13 protein-coding genes are annotated in these 15537 nt (G+C 71.8%); 6 read left to right on the top strand and 7 right to left on the bottom strand.

The window, feature by feature from the left end; genetic code table 11:
- Positions 1 to 95 precede the first annotated feature (95 nt).
- A complete protein-coding gene (locus O7598_RS00285) occupies positions 96 to 2366 on the top strand; it encodes a glycoside hydrolase family 44 protein (RefSeq protein WP_269689469.1) in 2271 nt (756 codons plus the stop codon).
- 315 nt (positions 2367 to 2681) lie between these two features.
- Entirely contained in the window at positions 2682 to 4226 is a 1545-nt protein-coding gene (locus O7598_RS00290) for a non-reducing end alpha-L-arabinofuranosidase family hydrolase (protein ID WP_269689470.1), read from the top strand.
- Between the two features lie 60 nt (positions 4227 to 4286).
- Here O7598_RS00290 and O7598_RS00295 read toward each other — a convergent pair whose 3' ends face one another.
- The 4 genes from O7598_RS00295 to O7598_RS00310 form a co-directional block, all read right to left on the bottom strand.
- Positions 4287 to 5345 (bottom strand): ABC transporter ATP-binding protein, encoded by a 1059-nt coding sequence (locus tag O7598_RS00295; protein ID WP_269689471.1) that lies wholly within the window; start codon positions 5343 to 5345, stop codon positions 4287 to 4289.
- Positions 5342 to 6193 (bottom strand): ABC transporter permease, encoded by an 852-nt coding sequence (locus O7598_RS00300; RefSeq protein WP_269689472.1) that lies wholly within the window; start codon positions 6191 to 6193, stop codon positions 5342 to 5344. The genes O7598_RS00295 and O7598_RS00300 overlap by 4 nt, the downstream gene beginning before the upstream one ends.
- A 6-nt stretch (positions 6194 to 6199) precedes the next feature.
- A complete protein-coding gene (gene modA / locus O7598_RS00305; protein WP_269694694.1) occupies positions 6200 to 6943 on the bottom strand; it encodes a molybdate ABC transporter substrate-binding protein in 744 nt (247 codons plus the stop codon).
- 87 nt (positions 6944 to 7030) lie between these two features.
- Complete coding sequence (locus tag O7598_RS00310; protein ID WP_269689473.1) at positions 7031 to 7450, bottom strand: TOBE domain-containing protein; 420 nt, start codon at positions 7448 to 7450, stop codon at positions 7031 to 7033.
- Between the two features lie 230 nt (positions 7451 to 7680).
- On the opposite strand from O7598_RS00310, the gene O7598_RS00315 reads away from it, so the two are divergent.
- From O7598_RS00315 to O7598_RS00325, 3 genes are read left to right on the top strand one after another with little or no spacing between them, the layout of a single operon-like run.
- Positions 7681 to 8640 (top strand): TIGR03557 family F420-dependent LLM class oxidoreductase, encoded by a 960-nt coding sequence (locus tag O7598_RS00315; protein ID WP_269689474.1) that lies wholly within the window; start codon positions 7681 to 7683, stop codon positions 8638 to 8640.
- A 19-nt stretch (positions 8641 to 8659) separates the two neighbouring features.
- Positions 8660 to 9802, top strand: a complete 1143-nt coding sequence (locus tag O7598_RS00320) for a glutathione-independent formaldehyde dehydrogenase (RefSeq protein ID WP_269689475.1) — start codon at positions 8660 to 8662, stop codon at positions 9800 to 9802.
- A gap of 48 nt (positions 9803 to 9850) precedes the next feature.
- Positions 9851 to 10132 carry an SCO0607 family lipoprotein gene (locus tag O7598_RS00325; RefSeq protein WP_269689476.1) on the top strand — a complete coding sequence of 94 codons (282 nt, stop codon included), beginning with the start codon at positions 9851 to 9853 and terminating at the stop codon, positions 10130 to 10132.
- A gap of 47 nt (positions 10133 to 10179) precedes the next feature.
- Here O7598_RS00325 and O7598_RS00330 read toward each other — a convergent pair whose 3' ends face one another.
- Together O7598_RS00330 and O7598_RS00335 are read right to left on the bottom strand one after the other, a co-directional pair.
- Positions 10180 to 12438, bottom strand: a complete 2259-nt coding sequence (locus O7598_RS00330; protein WP_269689477.1) for a hypothetical protein — start codon at positions 12436 to 12438, stop codon at positions 10180 to 10182.
- A gap of 11 nt (positions 12439 to 12449) precedes the next feature.
- Positions 12450 to 14477 carry a hypothetical protein gene (locus tag O7598_RS00335; RefSeq protein ID WP_269689478.1) on the bottom strand — a complete coding sequence of 676 codons (2028 nt, stop codon included), beginning with the start codon at positions 14475 to 14477 and terminating at the stop codon, positions 12450 to 12452.
- 227 nt (positions 14478 to 14704) lie between these two features.
- Between O7598_RS00335 and O7598_RS00340 the strand changes: the two genes are divergently transcribed.
- A complete protein-coding gene (locus tag O7598_RS00340; protein ID WP_269689479.1) occupies positions 14705 to 15016 on the top strand; it encodes a DUF4287 domain-containing protein in 312 nt (103 codons plus the stop codon).
- Here the strand turns inward: O7598_RS00340 and O7598_RS00345 are convergent.
- Positions 15013 to 15531 carry an alpha/beta hydrolase gene (locus O7598_RS00345; RefSeq protein WP_269689480.1) on the bottom strand — a complete coding sequence of 173 codons (519 nt, stop codon included), beginning with the start codon at positions 15529 to 15531 and terminating at the stop codon, positions 15013 to 15015. The two genes, O7598_RS00340 and O7598_RS00345, sit on opposite strands and share 4 nt — an antisense overlap.
- Positions 15532 to 15537 lie beyond the last annotated feature (6 nt).

Consider the following 15537-nt stretch of genomic DNA (forward strand, 5'->3'; position numbering starts at 1 on the left):
CCGGCCGCCGGCGTGTTGACGCGGCGGGGGAATCGGGGCAGGCTGTGGCGGCGCTCCCAACGGCGAGCTTCGATTTCCTCAGGAAGGAAGAGCTCGTGCGTCCCACCACAGCACTGCTCCCGGTCGTGCTGGCCGCCACCCTCGGCGGCCTGGCCCTGCCGGCGCCCGCCCAGGCCGCGGCCGGTCCGGCGCTGGCCGTCGACGTCACCGCCGGCCGCCACGCGATCAGTCCGTACGTCTACGGCATGAACTTCGCCGACGAGGCCCTCGCCCGGGAGCTGCGGCTGCCCGTGCACCGGTACGGCGGCAACGCCACCACCCGCTACAACTTCCGCAACGACACCACCAACCGGGCCTCGGACTGGTACTTCGAGAACATCCCCAACGACAACCCGGATCCGGCCAGCCTGCCCGACGGCTCGGAGAGTGACCGCTTCGTGCAGCGGAACAAGGCCACCGGCACGGACACGATCATGACGGTGCCGATGATCGGCTGGGTCGCCAAGGACCGGGCCAGGGCGTGCGGCTTCAGCGTCGCCAAGTACGGCCCGCAGGAGTCCACCGACCAGTGGGCGCCGGACTGCGGCAACGGGAAGAAGCCGGACGGCACCCTGATCACCGGCAACGACCCGGAGGACACCAGCGTGGCGGCCGGGCCGGAGTACGTCACCGACTTCGTCACCCACCTGAAGGGCCGGTTCGGCGCCGCCGGCGCCGGAGGGGTCCGGTTCTACAACCTGGACAACGAGCCGGACCTGTGGCACTCCACCCACCGCGACGTCCGCCCGGTCGGGTTGGGCTACGACGAGTTGCGCGACCGCACCTACGAGTACGCCGCGGCGATCAAGGCGGCCGACCCCGGCGCGAAGACGCTCGGCCCGGTCGGTTGGGGCCTGAACTCGATCTTCTACTCCGGGCTGGACCAGGACACCTGCTCACGCACCGGCTGCTGGTCGAACCCGCCGGACAAGGCCGCGCACGGCGGCCAGGACCTCGGCCCGTGGTACCTGGACCGGATGCGGGAGTACGAGCAGCAGCACGGCACCCGGATCCTCGACTACTTCGACGTCCACCTCTACCCGCAGCAGTCCGGCGTCAGTGGGTCCGCCGCGGGTGACGCCACCACCCAGGCGCTGCGGTTGCGCTCCACGCGCCAGCTGTGGGACCCGACCTACGTGGACGAGAGCTGGATCAACCAGCCGGTCCGCTTCATCCCGCGGATGCGCGAGCTGGCCGACCAGCACTACCCGGGCACGAAGATCGCGATGACCGAGTACAGCTGGGGCGGGTACGGCTCGCTCAACGGCGCGCTCGCCCAGGCCGACGTGCTCGGCATCTTCGGCCGGGAAGGGCTCGACCTGGCCAGCCTCTGGACCGCGCCGACCGCCGACCAGCCGGTCGCCGACGCCTTCCGGATCTACCGCAACTACGACGGCGCCGGCGGCGCGTTCGGCGAGACCTCCGTCCGGGCCACCAGCGCCGAACAGGACAAGCTGGCGGTGTACGCCGCCGAACGCACCGCCGACAAGGCGCTGACAGTGGTCGTGGTCAACAAGAGCGGCGACGACCTGACCAGCCCGGTGGCCCTCACCGGCGCCTCCGCCGGCACCGCCCAGGTCTACCGCTACAGCGGGGCCGACCTCACCGGGATCGTCCGGGAGGCCGACCAGCCGGTGACCGCCGACGGCTTCACCGCCACCTTCCCGGCCAACTCCGTCACCCACCTGGTGCTGCCGCGCGGGACCACCCCCGGTGACACGAAGCCGCCGACCGCGCCGGGCAAGCCGACCGCCGGCACGATCACCGCCGACAGCGTCGCGCTGAGCTGGGCGCCGTCCACCGACGACACCGGCGTCACCGGGTACGACGTGCACCGGGTCGACGCCGCCGGCACCGTGAAGGTGGGCAGCGCCACCGGCACCACGTACACGGTGACCGGGTTGACGCCGGACACCCCGTACACCTTCGTGGTGACCGCCCGGGACGCGGCGGGCAACGTCTCGGCGGCCTCGCCCGGGCTGGCGGTGCGGACCGCGCCGGCCGCCTCGACCGGCGGTTGTGCGATCGGCTGGACGGCGAACAGTTGGCCGGGCGGCTTCACCGCGACCGTGACGATCAAGAACACCGGCACCACCGCGATCGACGGCTGGAAGCTGGCGTTCGACTTCCCCACCACCGGCCAGAAGGTCGGTCAGGGTTGGTCGGCCACCTGGAAGCAGAGCGGGGTGGGCGTGACCGCGGAGAGCCTGAGCTGGAACGGCAGGCTGGCTCCCGGCGCGTCCACGAGCATCGGCTTCAACGGCACGTGGAGCGGCACCAACCCGGCGCCCACCGCGTTCGACCTCAACGGCCGACGCTGCGGCTGACCCACCGCCCGGGCCGGGGCGCGGCGACGCCCCGGCCCGGCCCGTCGGTCAGCGCGGCACGGGTGCGGCCACCGGCGGTGAGGTCGTGACGCTAGTCGATGTTAGCGTCCCCATCGGGGCGACCGTTGCTTCGCGAAAGTTACGACTTGACGAACGTCGTGTTATCGCCCACATTCGATGGTCAAGGACGAGGCAGGGGCTTACCGGGCGGTCTCCCTTGTCGGGGTGTCGTGTGCGCACGAAGGCGCGCGCCATCTTGTGAACGCTAACAACCCGGCGGGAGTGCCGTCCGGGTTCCGGCCTTCGAGGAGGATCATGTTCGGCTTTGGTAGGTCCCCATCGGTCACTTCGCCGCCGCCGTCGCGGCGGCGGCGATGGATGCCGCGGGTCGTCGCGGCCGGCGTGACGGCGGTGCTGGCCGGCGTCGGCGCCACGGCGGTGCTGTCGTCCCCGGCCGCCGCGGCAACGGTCGACACCAGCGCCTGGTACGTGCTGGTCAACCGCAACAGCGGCAAGGCCCTGGACGTCTACAACCTGGCCACCAACGACGGCGCGCGGATCGTGCAGTGGGCGCGCAACAACGGCAACCAGCAGCAGTGGCAGTTCGTCGACTCGGGCGGCGGCTACTACCGCCTGCGGTCCCGGCTCTCCGGCAAGGTGCTGGACGTCTACAACTTCTCCACCGCCAACGGCGGCAACATCGTCCAGTGGGCCGACGCCAACGGGACCAACCAGCAGTTCCGGCTGGCCGACTCCGACAGCGGCTACGTCCGGCTGATCAACCGGAACAGCAACAAGGTGGTGGAGGTGCAGGGCGCGTCGACCGCCGACGGCGGCAACATCGTCCAGTACGACGACTGGAACGGCAGCAACCAGCAGTGGCAGCTCGTCCGCGTCGACGGCGGGGGCAACCCGACCACACCGCCGCCCACCACGCCGCCGCCGGGCGGCACCTGCAACCTGCCGTCGTCCTACCGGTGGTCCTCGACCGGCGCGTTGGCGCAGCCGAAGTCGGGCTGGGTGTCGCTGAAGGACTTCACCGTCGCGCCCTACAACGGCAAGCACCTCGTCTACGCGACGACGCACGACAACGGTTCGTCGTGGGGTTCGATGAACTTCGGCCTGTTCTCGAACTGGTCGGAGATGGCGTCGGCCAGCCAGAACGGCATGTCGCAGGGGACCGTCGCGCCGACGCTGTTCTACTTCGCCCCGCGCAACATCTGGGTGCTCACCTACCAGTGGGGCGGTACCGCGTTCTCCTACAAGACCTCGACCGACCCGACCAACCCCAACGGCTGGTCGTCGGCGCAGCCGCTGTTCACCGGCAGCATCTCCGGCTCCGGCACCGGCCCCATCGACCAGACCGTCATCGGTGACGGCCAGAACATGTACCTGTTCTTCGCCGGTGACAACGGCAAGATCTACCGGGCCAGCATGCCGATCGGGAACTTCCCCGGCAACTTCGGCTCCACCTACACCACCATCATGAGCGACAGCACCAACAACCTCTTCGAGGCCGTGCAGGTCTACAAGCTGCAGGGCCAGACCCGCTACCTCATGATCGTCGAAGCCATCGGCGCGCAGGGCCGCTACTTCCGCTCCTTCACCGCCACCAGCCTCGGCGGCACCTGGACCCCGAACGCCGCCACCGAGAGCAACCCGTTCGCCGGCAAGGCCAACAGCGGCGCCACCTGGACCAACGACATCAGCCACGGCGAACTCATCCGCACCACCGCCGACCAGACCTTCACCGTCGACCCCTGCAACCTGCAACTGCTCTACCAGGGCCGCTCCCCCAACTCCGGCGGCGACTACGGCCTCCTGCCCTACCGCCCCGGCCTGCTCACCCTCCAACGCTGACGACACCCGGCACCTGAGAACGGATCGAGGGCCGGTCTCCCCACCCGGGGAGGCCGGCCCTCAGGCCGGGTAGGCGCGGGTCTCGGCGGCCTTCACCGCGGCCCACACGGATCGGCCGGGGGCCAGGTCCAGGTGGCTGGCGGCGGCCGGCGTGATGTCGGCGGCGACCGCGATCGGGCCGTCCAGCTGCACCCGCAGGTTGTCGCCGTGGCGTTGCAGCCCGGCGATGACGGCGGGCCAGGTGTTGCGCGGACTGCCCTCCGGTCGGCGCGGGTGCAGGGCGACGGCCGACGGTGGGAACGCGACGAACGCGTCGCCGTGCAGGGCGTCCGCGACGGTCAGGGTGAGCCGGTCGTCGACGCGTACGGCGTGGCCGTCGGCGACGCCGCGGTAGAGGTTGAGGCCGACGAGGCGGGCCACGTAGTCGGTGCGCGGCTGGGCGGTGATGGCGGCGGCGTCGCCCTCCTGCACGACCCGGCCGTCCTCGACGATGACGAGCCGGTCGGCCAGCACCAGGGCGTCCAGAGGGTCGTGGGTGACCAGCAGGGTGGCGCCGGGGTGGGCGTCGAGGTGCCGGTGGAGTTCGGCGCGGGTGTCCAGCCGGGTACGGGCGTCGAGCGCGGCGAGCGGTTCGTCGAGCAGCAGCAGCACCGGGTCGACGGCCAGGGCCCGGGCGAGCGCGACCCGCTGGGCCTGCCCGCCGGAGAGCTGCCTCGGCCTGCGGCGTGCCTGGTCGGTCAGGCCGACCCGGTCCAGCCAGTCCGCGGCCCGGCGTCGGGCGCCGCGCCTGTCGACGCCCTGCCGCCGCGGCCCGAAGGCGATGTTGTCCAGCGCGCTCAGGTGCGGGAAGAGCAGGTAGTCCTGGAAGACCACGCCGATCGGCCGGTGCTCCGGTGGCGTCCAGTGCCGCTGCCCGGGTCGGTCGACGTCCCGCCCGTCGAGGGTCAGGTGGCCGGCGGTCAGCGGTTGCAGGCCGGCGAGCGCGCGCAGGGCGGTGGTCTTGCCGGCGCCGTTGGGGCCGAGCAGCGCGACCACCTCGCCGGCGCCGATACGCAGTGGCAGGTCCAGGCGGAAGGCACCCCGGTCGACGACCAGGTGGGCGTCCACGACCGGGCTCATGAGCTGGTGATCCACTTGTCGCGCAGGCCGGCGAGGATGGCCACCGAAACAGTCAGCAGGACCAGGCTGAGCACCACCGCGCCGTCCAGGTCGCCGCCCTCGATGGTCTGGTAGACCGCCAGCGGCATGGTCTGGGTGATGCCGGGATAGTTGCCGGCGAAGGTGATCGTGGCGCCGAACTCGCCCAACGCCCGCGCCCAGCACAGCACCGCCCCGGCGGCCACGCCCGGTGCCACCAGGGGCAGGGTGACGTGCGTGAACGTGGTCCAGCGCCCGGCGCCGAGGGTGGCGGCGGCCTCCTCGTAGCGGGCGTCGGCGCCGCGCAGCGCGCCCTCCACGGCGATGACCAGGAACGGCATCGCGACGAACGCCTCCGCGACGACCACGCCGGTGGTGGTGAACGGCAGCGTGAAGCCGAACGTCGAGTCCAGCCACTCGCCGAGCAGCCCTCGCCGTCCGAACACCAGCAGCAGCGCCACCCCGCCGACCACCGGCGGCAGCACCAGCGGGACCGTGACCAGCGCCCGGACCAACCGGCGGCCGGGGAACCGGGCGCGGGCCAGCAACCAGGCCAGGGGTACGCCCAGCAGCAGGCACACGACGGTGGCGGCGGTGGCGGTCTGCAACGACAGCCGTAACGCGGTCAACGCGCCGGGCTCGGTGAGCCGTTGCGGCAGGCTGGCCCACGGGGCCCGGAGCACCAGGCCGGCCAGCGGCAGCACCAGGAACAGCAGCCCCAGCAGCGCCGGCCCCAGCAGGGCCGCCGGCACCCGTTGCGCCCGACGGCGACGCGGCGGCGCGCCCGGTTCGGGGCGGGCCGCCGTGTCGTGGGCGCCGGTCGAGGTCATCGTCGGTCAGGGAGCCTGGAAGCCGGCGGCCGTCAGGACGGAGGTGCCCTGGTCCGAGCGGACGTAGGCGACGAAGGCCTGGGCGGCGGTCCGGTTGGGGGCGTTCTTCAGCACCACGATGGGGTAGTCGTTGATCGCCTCGGCGGATTCGGGGAATTCCACGCCGTCGACGTCGGCGGCGGCCGCCCGGGCGTCGGTCCGGTAGACCAGCGCGGCGTCCACCTCACCGAGCTTCACCTTGGACAGGGCGCCCTTGACGTCCTGCTCCAGGGTGACCGGGGTGAGCGCGACCCGCGCGGCGGCCAGGGCCTTGGTCGCGGCCGCGCCGCAGGGCACCTGCTCGGCGCAGACCGCCACCTTCAGGCCGGGCCTGGTGAGGTCGGCCAGCGCCCGGACGCCCTTCGGGTTGCCCTTGGCCACGGCGATGACGAGCTGGTTCCGGACGAACGTGGTGGGGCTGCCGTCGGCGTTGCCGGCGTCGACGACCGACTGCATGTTCTTCGGCGCGGCGGAGGCGAACACGTCCGCCGGCGCGCCCTGGTCGATCTGGTTGGCCAGCGCCGAGCTGCCGGCGAAGTTGAACGTGACCTTCACGCCGGGGTTCGCGGCCTCGAAATCCTTGCCGATGGTGGTGAACGACTCGGTCAGTGAGGCCGCCGCGAACACCGTCACCGTGCCGGTCACCCCGGAGGCCGAACCGCTCGGCGCGGAGCCTGCCTCGTCGGTGCCGCAGCCGGCCAGCCCCGCCATCGCCAGGGCGGTCACCCCGGCCAGCGCGGCGCGCGCGAGACGTCTACCCACCACGTGCTCCTCCTCGGGAATCCCGGGTGCCCCGGCTCATCCGCCGGCCCGTGTCCGGTGGGTCGGGGCGGATCGCTCCACCACCACCGTCGTCGACTTGATCACCGCGACCGCGACCGACCCGACCCGCAGCCCCAGCTCCTCGACCGCCTCCCGGCTCATCAACGAGACGATCCGGAACGGACCGGCCTGGATGTCCACCTGGGCCATCACGGTGTCCTTGGCGACCGCGGTCACGATCCCCCGCAGCCGGTTGCGCGCCGAGGACTCCTCGGACGTGCCGTTCGCCTCGCCCGCCTGGGCGCGGACGAACCCGGCCAGCTCGACGCCGTCGATCACCCGGTGGCCCTGCTCGTCGCGGGACGCCGGCAGTCGGCCCGCGTCGACCCAGCGGCGCACCGTGTCGGCGCTCACGCCGAGCAGTTCGGCGGCCTCCCCGATCCGGAACATCGTCACGCCAGGCACCCTACCGGCGTGCACCTGCCAGGAAAAGACCATCTTGGTCCTCGCGGATGCGTCGCCTCCGGCGGTTGATGGGCCGTAACTGCGTCGGGGGAGTCCGGCCCGGGTGGCGAGCCGTCGCGCGCCTGAGCCATCGGTCAGGAGATTTTTCCGGTCCGCCTGTTTCCGACGCGCCTGGGTGGAAAGGTCAGAGAGGTGCCAGTCCCCCAGAGTCGGGAAACGCCATGAAGATCGGTTACAAGCTGTCCAGCGAGGGATTCGGACCCAAGGACCTCATCCGCCAGGCGGTCCGGGCCGAGGAGGCCGGCTTCGACTTCGTCGAGATGAGCGACCACTTCCACCCCTGGCTCGACGGGCAGGGACACTCGTCGTTCACCTGGACCGTGTTCGGCGCGATCGCCGCGAAGACCGAGCGGATCGGCCTCGCCACCGGCGTCACCTGCCCGACCGTGCGCTACCACCCGGCGATCATCGCGCAGGCCGCGGCCACCCTGGCCATCGTCTCCGACGGCCGGTTCACGCTCGGCGTGGGCGCGGGGGAGCGACTCAACGAGCACGTCGTCGGTCAGGGTTTCCCGAGCGTACGGGGGCGGCACGAGCGGCTGCGCGAAGCGCTGGAGATCATCCGGCTGCTCTGGCGGGGCGGCTACCGCTCGTACGAGGGCAAGTACCTCCAACTGGAGGACGCGCGCGTGTTCGACCTGCCCGACGACCTGCCGGTGATCGCGGTGGCGGCGAGCGGTCCGGTGTCCGCCGCGATCGCCGCCGAGTACGGCGACGGGCTGTTCGCCACCGAGCCGAAGCCCGACCTGGTCGAGGCGTACCAGAAGGGTGGCGGTGACGGCCCGCGCTACGCCGAGGTGCCGGTGGCCTGGGCGCCCGACGAGCAGCAGGCGGTACGCGCGGCCTGGGAGACCAGCCGGTGGGCGGTGACCGGCTGGAAGGTGATGGCCGAGTTGCCAAACCCGGTGAACTTCGAGGCCGCCTCCCGCACCGTCACCGAGGACGACATCCGGCAGCAGTTCGCGGTCGGCCCCGACCCGGAGACCCACGTGGCGGCGGTCCGCACGTACGTCGACGCGGGCTTCGACCACCTCGTGCTGCAGAACGCCGGCCCGGACCCGGACGGCTTCATCGACTTCTACCGCGACACCCTGGCCGAGCGCCTCCGCGCCCTCGGCTGACCCGATCCGGAGGTTCACCGTGAAGGCACTTGTCTACCGAGGTCCCCGCGACGTCGTCGTCGAGGACCGGCCCGACCCCACCATCCAGGCGCCCACCGACGCGATCATCCGCGTCACCACCACCAACATCTGCGGTTCCGACCTGCACATGTACGAGGGACGCACAGCGGTCGAGGAAGGCAAGATCCTCGGCCACGAGAACATGGGCGTCGTCGAGGCGGTCGGCGACGCGCTCACCCGGATCACTGTGGGCGACCGGGTCTCCGTGCCGTTCAACATCGCCTGCGGCACCTGCCGCAACTGCCTGCACGGCTGGACCAGCTTCTGCCTGCGCACCAACCCGACCGAGGGGATGGACGGCGCGGCCTACGGCTACGCCAACATGGGCCCGTACGACGGAGGGCAGGCCCAGTTCCTGCGGGTGCCGTACGCGGACTTCAACCTGCTGCGCCTGCCGTCCGGCACCGAGCACGAGAACGACTTCACCATGCTGTCGGACATCTTCCCGACCGGCTGGCACGGCACCGAGCTGGCCGGGCAGGCCCCGGGCGACACCGTCGCGGTGTTCGGCGCCGGCCCGGTCGGGCTGATGGCCGCCCACAGCGCGATGATCAAGGGCGCCGACCGGGTGTTCGTGGTGGACAAGGAGCCCGACCGCCTGGCCATGGCCGGCAAGCTCGGCGCGCTCCCGATCAACTTCGCCGAGGGCGACCCGGTCCAGCAGATCATGGACGCCACCGACGGCGTGGGCGCCGACTGCGGCGTGGAGGCCGTCGGCTACCAGGCCCACGACCCGTCCGGCGACGAGCACCCGGAACTGGTGCTGGACAACCTGGTCAGCGTGGTCCGCTCGACCGGCGGGATCGGCGTGGTCGGCGTCTACGTGCCGCAGGACCCGAACGGCCCGGACAAGCAGGCGCAGGAGGGTCGCATCGGCTGGCAGTACGGCACCTTCTTCACGAAGGGCCAGCGGATGGGCACCGGCCAGGCCCCGGTGATGCGCTACAACCGGCAGCTCCGTGACCTGATCATCGCCGGGCGCGCCCAGCCGTCGTTCCTCGTCTCGCACGAGCTGCCGCTGGCCGAGGCGCCGGAGGCGTACGGGCACTTCGACCGGCGCGAGCACGGCTGGACGAAGGTGCTGCTGCACCCCAACGACTGAGTACCCGTACGGATGGCGGGAGCGGCCGGGGCGACGAGAATTCTGCCCATGCGAACCCGAATCTCGATCGCCCTGGCCGCGGTCGGCCTGAGCGCGCTGATGCTCACCACCGGTTGCTCGTTCGAGGAGTCCATCTGCGGCAGCGGTGAATACCCGGCCATCGCGGTGGGCGCGCAGGGCGGCAGCGCCTGCTTCCCGAACGGTCAGGAGCCGACCCCGCCCTACGTCCGCTACCCGGAGGGCAAGGAGCCGCGGCACGTCGACGACGAGTGGGACGTCTACTGGCGGACCCACGGCATCGACGAGAACAACAACATCGTGGAGCGCTGAGCGCCCGGCTCCGGCGGGTGGGACGCCGGAGCCGGTGCGCCGGTCGCCTACGCCGCCGGCCCGCCGGGGGCGGCGCCGAGGTGGATGTCGACGTCGGCCGGCTCGGTGAACTGGTCGTACGCCTTGGTTCGCAGCCGGTTCGTCTGCACCTCGCCGTCGAGCAGCGCCGCCCGCAGCGCCTCCGCGTCGGTGATCTCCCGGCTGGTGACCGCGTCGGCGGCGGTGGTGGCGCCCTGAACCACCTCCAGGTGGGTGCCGTCGGTGGGCATCAGCTCGCTCCACTTCGCCAGGCAGTAGACCTTCTCCGGCACCTCCTGGCACTCGGTGGTCAGTTCCGGCATCTCGTCGGCGGTGCCGAGGTGGTCGGTGCGGAACGCGGCCAGCTCGTCGACGAAGTCGGCCAGGATCCGCTCCACCTCACCGGACAGCCGGGTGGCCACCGCCTTGCCGAAGATCCACCGCAGCGCGGCCAGTTCCATACCGGCGCGCACCGGCAGGTAGAGCTTCGCCCAGCTGGCGTTGAGGAAGTCGTCGGGGTCGCGCTCCGGGGCGCGGGCGTCGCCGCCGGACCACCAGCCGGGGTACGTGACGAACGAGGCCCGCTCCCAGTCGAAGACCCGGTGCCAGAAGTCGATCTCCCACGCCTCGTCCCGCACGCTGGCCGGGAAGTGGGTGTCGACGATCTGCGACACCATCTCGTTGACCGGCGAGAACCCGGCGCGCAGCCGCGCCTCGAAGTCGTCCCCGGCCGTCTCGGCGTCCGCCAGCGCCTCGTCGCGCCGGTCCTGCCACTCCTTCAGGTCGGTGAGGTAGCCCGCGACCAGCGCGTTGTACGCGGCGTCGTCGGCGTTCTGGTTCACCACCGACGGGGTGCGCCGGAACATGGCGGCGAGCTGCACGTCGGCACCGGGACCGCCGAGCCAGCTGGCGGCGCCGACGTGGACGCGGACCCGCAGCACCGGGCGGCCGTCGGCGTCGGTGACCAGCGGCACGCCGACCACCCGGGCCGCGATGCCGGACGGCGGCCGGCGGGTGATCAGGTTGAGGTTCTGCCTGATGGTCTCGATGTCGCCGTCCCACTCCCAGCCGCTGTCGAACGCGATGTCGATGTCGTAGTCGGCGCTCATGTCGCCGGTGAAGCCCCACTTGTCCAGCGTCACCACGGGCGAGTAGATGGTGCGGGTCTCCACCGCCGCGGGCGCGCCGGGCGCCGGCCGCTCCGGCTTGACCGGCATCGGGGGCAGTGCGGTGAGCGCGTTCTCGCGGATCCGCTGCCGCCCGTCGGTGATCTTCCGGGCGAAGGCGAGGGCCGGGTCCTTGACCGTCGGCGCCCAGCACACCCGCGCGCCGTACCGCTCGTGGGCCAGTTCGAGCCGTTGCAGCACCTTGAAGTAGTGCAGCGTGATCGGGGTGACCCGGTTCGGGTTGCGTACGGTCCGCTTCGAGGTCGACTCCATGCCGGTCTCGCTGACCAGCTTGAAGTCGGTCTTGTGCTGGGTGCGGTAGCGGGCGGCGACCTTCGAGGTGGCACTCTGGCTGTCCTTGACCGCGCGGCGGCTGGTCTCCTGGCTCGCCGCCGTGACGCTGCGGGTGTAGCCGATGGTGTGGCTGGCGTTGAACGTGCCCCACACCCCGGTCGGGCTGGTGTACTGCCCGGTGTGGCTGGCGTTGAGCCCCCAGGTGTCGGTCAGCGACTTCTGCCGCTCGAAGCCTTCCTGGAGTTCGGTGGTGAGTGCGCTGGTCAGCTCGATGTCGGTCTGCTGCTCCGTCTCGTTCTGCTCCTCCAGGGTCAGCTCGCGCTTGGTGTAGGTGCGCTGCTCCAGCACCGCCTCCTCGCCGGGGGCGAGCGCCAGCGCGTAGACGTGCTCGCCGAGCGCGAAGCCCACCGGGCGGATCCGGGTCCGGTCGAGGAACGCGATGCCGACGTCGGACTGAAGCAGCCCGGCGACGAACTCCGCCTCCTGGTCGCCGAGCACCGTCTGGCGCCGGGCCGGCGGCTCGCGGTACGTCATGCCCGAGTCGGTGCCGGGCAGCGCGTCCTCGGCGGCGTCCATCCCGTTGGCCTTCCACACCTCGGACAGGCCGAGTTCCTTCAACAGGTGCGGCAACCGGTCCCGGGAGAGCCCGCCGTAGCGGATCGCCTCGATCAACGCCTGTTTCACGTAGAACGGCAGCACGGGCGTCTCGCCGTCGCCGAAGGTGAGCTGGACCGGCACGAAGTAGTTCGAGTAGACGTAGCGGTCGGAGGGTGCGCTGCTGAACCCCAGCGTCGCCGGATCGGCCTCGGCGACGACGACTCTTCCCATCGGTGCTCCTTCTACAGTGGAATCTTGAACAGGGAGTGCAGGCCCTGGTACGTCATCTCGTGCGAGGTGACGAAGAACCCGGGGAACAACTGACTGAGGGCGGCCTGCCGGACGACCGTCTCCCGCACGGCGTGCGCGGTCAGCTCCTCCAGGCCGGCGACGACCTGCTCCGGCACCCCGCCCTTGGCGGCCCGCCCGTACGCCTCGGCGAGCGCCTCCCACCGGCCGTCGAACGTCTCGCCCAGGTCGTCGGCGACGGTGCCCCAGGTCTTCTCGAAGCGCTCCAGCTTCGTCGACGACGTCCAGTCGACGTTCGTCACCCGGGCCGCCTCCGGGTCGACCAGCAACAGGTCGGAGCGGAGCTCGCCGACCGTGGTGGACGCCTTCCAGCCGAACCGCTCGGCGAGGTGCGAGGCGAGCGCCTTCTCCGCACCCTTCGCGGAGGGGTTGCCGGTGAAGCCGACGAGACGCAGCAGCAGGTCCCGGTCCGGGTGGCCGAGCAGCATCTGCGCCACGGTCTGCCGCAGCACCGTCTCCGAGCCCCGCATCGCCGCGCCCAGCTCCGGGTTGGCCTTGGCGACCGCCTCGACGACGGTGGCGAGCGACTTCTCCGCGAACGGCTGAAGCCCGGGCGAACCGCCCAGTAGCTGGGTGATCTCGGCCGCCATCCGCCGGTGCACCGCCTGGCCGAGTCGCCAGGGCTGCGCCTGCCCGGCCTTGCGCAGCGCGCGGAACTCCTCGTACGCCACGGTCTGCAGGACCCGGTTGAACACGGTCGTGAGGCGCTGTTCCAGCTGCTTGGCGATGGCGGCGCGCACCGCCGCGGCGCGGATGTCACGGGGCGCCTTGGGCGGCTTCAGCTCGCGCAGGTCGTCGATCCGTTTGATGATCTCGTCGAGCGCCTCGTTCAGTTCGGCCCGGCTGGCCGACCGGCCGGCCGACGACACCGTCTCCGACATGCAGGCCATCAGCAGCGGTTTGCCGTCCGCGCTGACCATCGCGCTGAGCCGGGCGCCGGCGCCGGCCCCGGCGAACGCCTCGGCGTGCGCGGCCTGGTTGAACACGGTCAGGGTCAGCTCGGCGTCGGCGAGCAGCGCCCGGCCCTCCCGGAACAACGCCTCCAGCACCTTCGGCGGGAAGAGCGTGCGCAGCACCGCCAGCCCGACCTGCGGCGTGGCCAGGATCGCCGCCCGCCCGACCGCGACGAGCAGCGCGGCGATCCGGCCGGTCAGCAGGCGGACGTCGGCGGCGGCCTGGCGGGCGCCGACGATCAGCAGCGGCACGTAGCGGACCGCGGCGCGTACCGCCACGCCGCCGAGCAGCCGGACCAGGTGCACCAGGCCGGTCAGTATCTGGTAGAGGTCGCCGGCGATGCGGCCGAGCAGCTTGCCGGCGGCAAACGGGTCGAGGTTCTCCAGGTGCCGGGCGAACTCGGCGACCCAGCCGCGCCACAGCGCCAGGAGCCGCTCGGGCACGGTGGTCGGGTCCAGCGCGGTGACGATCCCGGCCAGCGCCTCGCGGACCACGGTGGCCTGGTCGGCGAGGCGGGCCAGCCCGGCCCGGGGGTCGACGGTCAGCACGATCAGCGTGGTCATCTGCTCCTGTTGAAGGCGGCCGATCAGCTGCACGAGCTTGCCCAGGTCGACCACGACCGTGGCGACGGACTCGCCGACACCGACGAAGAAGCCGTCCAGGAACACCTTCGGGTTGATCCCGCTCCACGCGTCGTAGTGGCGGATCGCGTCGATCAGCACCGGGTCCAGCCCGAGCAGGAAGCGGCGGAACGCGCCGTCGTTGTCGACGTCGGAGGTGGCCAGGTCGAAGAACTCGTCGGCCAGTCCCAGCCGGGCCAGCATCCGGACCAGGTCCCAGACGTTGTCGGCGGTGATCCGGCCGGCCATCGCCTGCAGCACGCGGTCACGTGTCATCGACCGGGTGGCCTGCGCGTCGACCAGGTACCTGACGGTCAGCGCGACGAACTCCACCCGCGGGTCCTGGGTGCGATCGCCGTAGATCGCGGCCCGATCCACGGCGGACACCCGTGGCACGCTGAACCAGTCCTGGATCATGACGGACTCGCCCGTCGGCTGCCCCAATCCCCCCACCCCCTCCGGCCGTGTGCACTGTCGGGCCGGGGAACGGGTGGCGGTAGTGCTGGGTCGCGATCCCGACATCCGGGCGGCGACAGACCGGTCAGATCCGGACAGGGATCGTTGCCTGTGGGTCAATGCCCGTGTTTCGCAGCCGCCTTGATCGCCGTCCGGCGGTGAAGCAGGCTGTGGGCATGTCCTTCCAGGCGTACCTCGACGCGATCGAGAACCGGACCGGCAAGACCCCACGCGTGCTCGTCCAGGAGGCGGAGCAACGCGGTTACGGAGAGGCAGGGGTGAAGGCGGGTGTCATCGTGGACTGGCTGAAGAACGACTACGGGCTGGGACGCGGGCACGCCATGGCTCTGGCCCACGTGATCCGAAACGGACCCCGGATCAGCGCCAAGCACGTCGGCTCCACCGGCGCGCACCGCGATGACAGCGACCTGCTCTGGCTGGACGGCCAAGCCACCCGGCCGGGGCCCTAGCCGGCGGCGAACTCCTCGACGGCGGTGCAGACCCGGCCGAGCACCTCGGCGGAGCGGGCCAGCGGACCCGGCACCATCATCGAGTGGTCGGCATCCGCCACCTCGACCACGTGCGGGGTGAGCCGGCGGGCCACCTCGCCGTTCCAGAGGGTGTCGGCGGTGCCGCCGGCCAGCAGGAACGGCGCGGTGGCCCGCCCCAACGGGTCGTGGACGGCCGGGTCGGTCAGCAGCGGGGTCAGCCAGACGGCCCGGATGCCCCGGTCGGCCGCGAGTGGGGCGGCGAAGCTGCCCAGCGACTTGCCGACCAGCAGGTCGACGCCGTCGTCGAGGACCGGCGTGAGCTGCTCGGCCACGAAGCCGGACGCCGCCTCCGGGCGCAGCTGGTCCAGCCGCTGCCAAGTCACCTCGTGCACCTCGAAGCCGAGCCGGCGCAACGCCTCACCGAGATAGACGAAGAGCGGGCCCCGGGTGTCGTAGCCGCGCCCCGGTGCCAGCACCGCCCGCCGATCCGCCATGGTCGC

Source organism: Micromonospora sp. WMMC241 (assembly GCF_027460165.1).
In the GTDB taxonomy this organism is placed as follows: Bacteria; Actinomycetota; Actinomycetes; order Mycobacteriales; family Micromonosporaceae; genus Micromonospora; species Micromonospora humi.

Bases quoted from the DNA above. Each gene is read 5' to 3' on its own strand.
- O7598_RS00290 (WP_269689470.1), top strand. From the start codon at position 2,682: ATGTTCGGCTTTGGTAGGTCCCCATCGGTCACTTCGCCGCCGCCGTCG.
- O7598_RS00295 (WP_269689471.1), bottom strand. From the start codon at position 5,345: ATGAGCCCGGTCGTGGACGCCCACCTGGTCGTCGACCGGGGTGCCTTC.
- O7598_RS00300 (WP_269689472.1), bottom strand. From the start codon at position 6,193: ATGACCTCGACCGGCGCCCACGACACGGCGGCCCGCCCCGAACCGGGC.
- modA (WP_269694694.1), bottom strand. From the start codon at position 6,943: ATGGCGGGGCTGGCCGGCTGCGGCACCGACGAGGCAGGCTCCGCGCCG.
- O7598_RS00315 (WP_269689474.1), top strand. From the start codon at position 7,681: ATGAAGATCGGTTACAAGCTGTCCAGCGAGGGATTCGGACCCAAGGAC.
- O7598_RS00325 (WP_269689476.1), top strand. From the start codon at position 9,851: ATGCGAACCCGAATCTCGATCGCCCTGGCCGCGGTCGGCCTGAGCGCG.
- O7598_RS00330 (WP_269689477.1), bottom strand. From the start codon at position 12,438: ATGGGAAGAGTCGTCGTCGCCGAGGCCGATCCGGCGACGCTGGGGTTC.
- O7598_RS00345 (WP_269689480.1), bottom strand. From the start codon at position 15,531: ATGGCGGATCGGCGGGCGGTGCTGGCACCGGGGCGCGGCTACGACACC.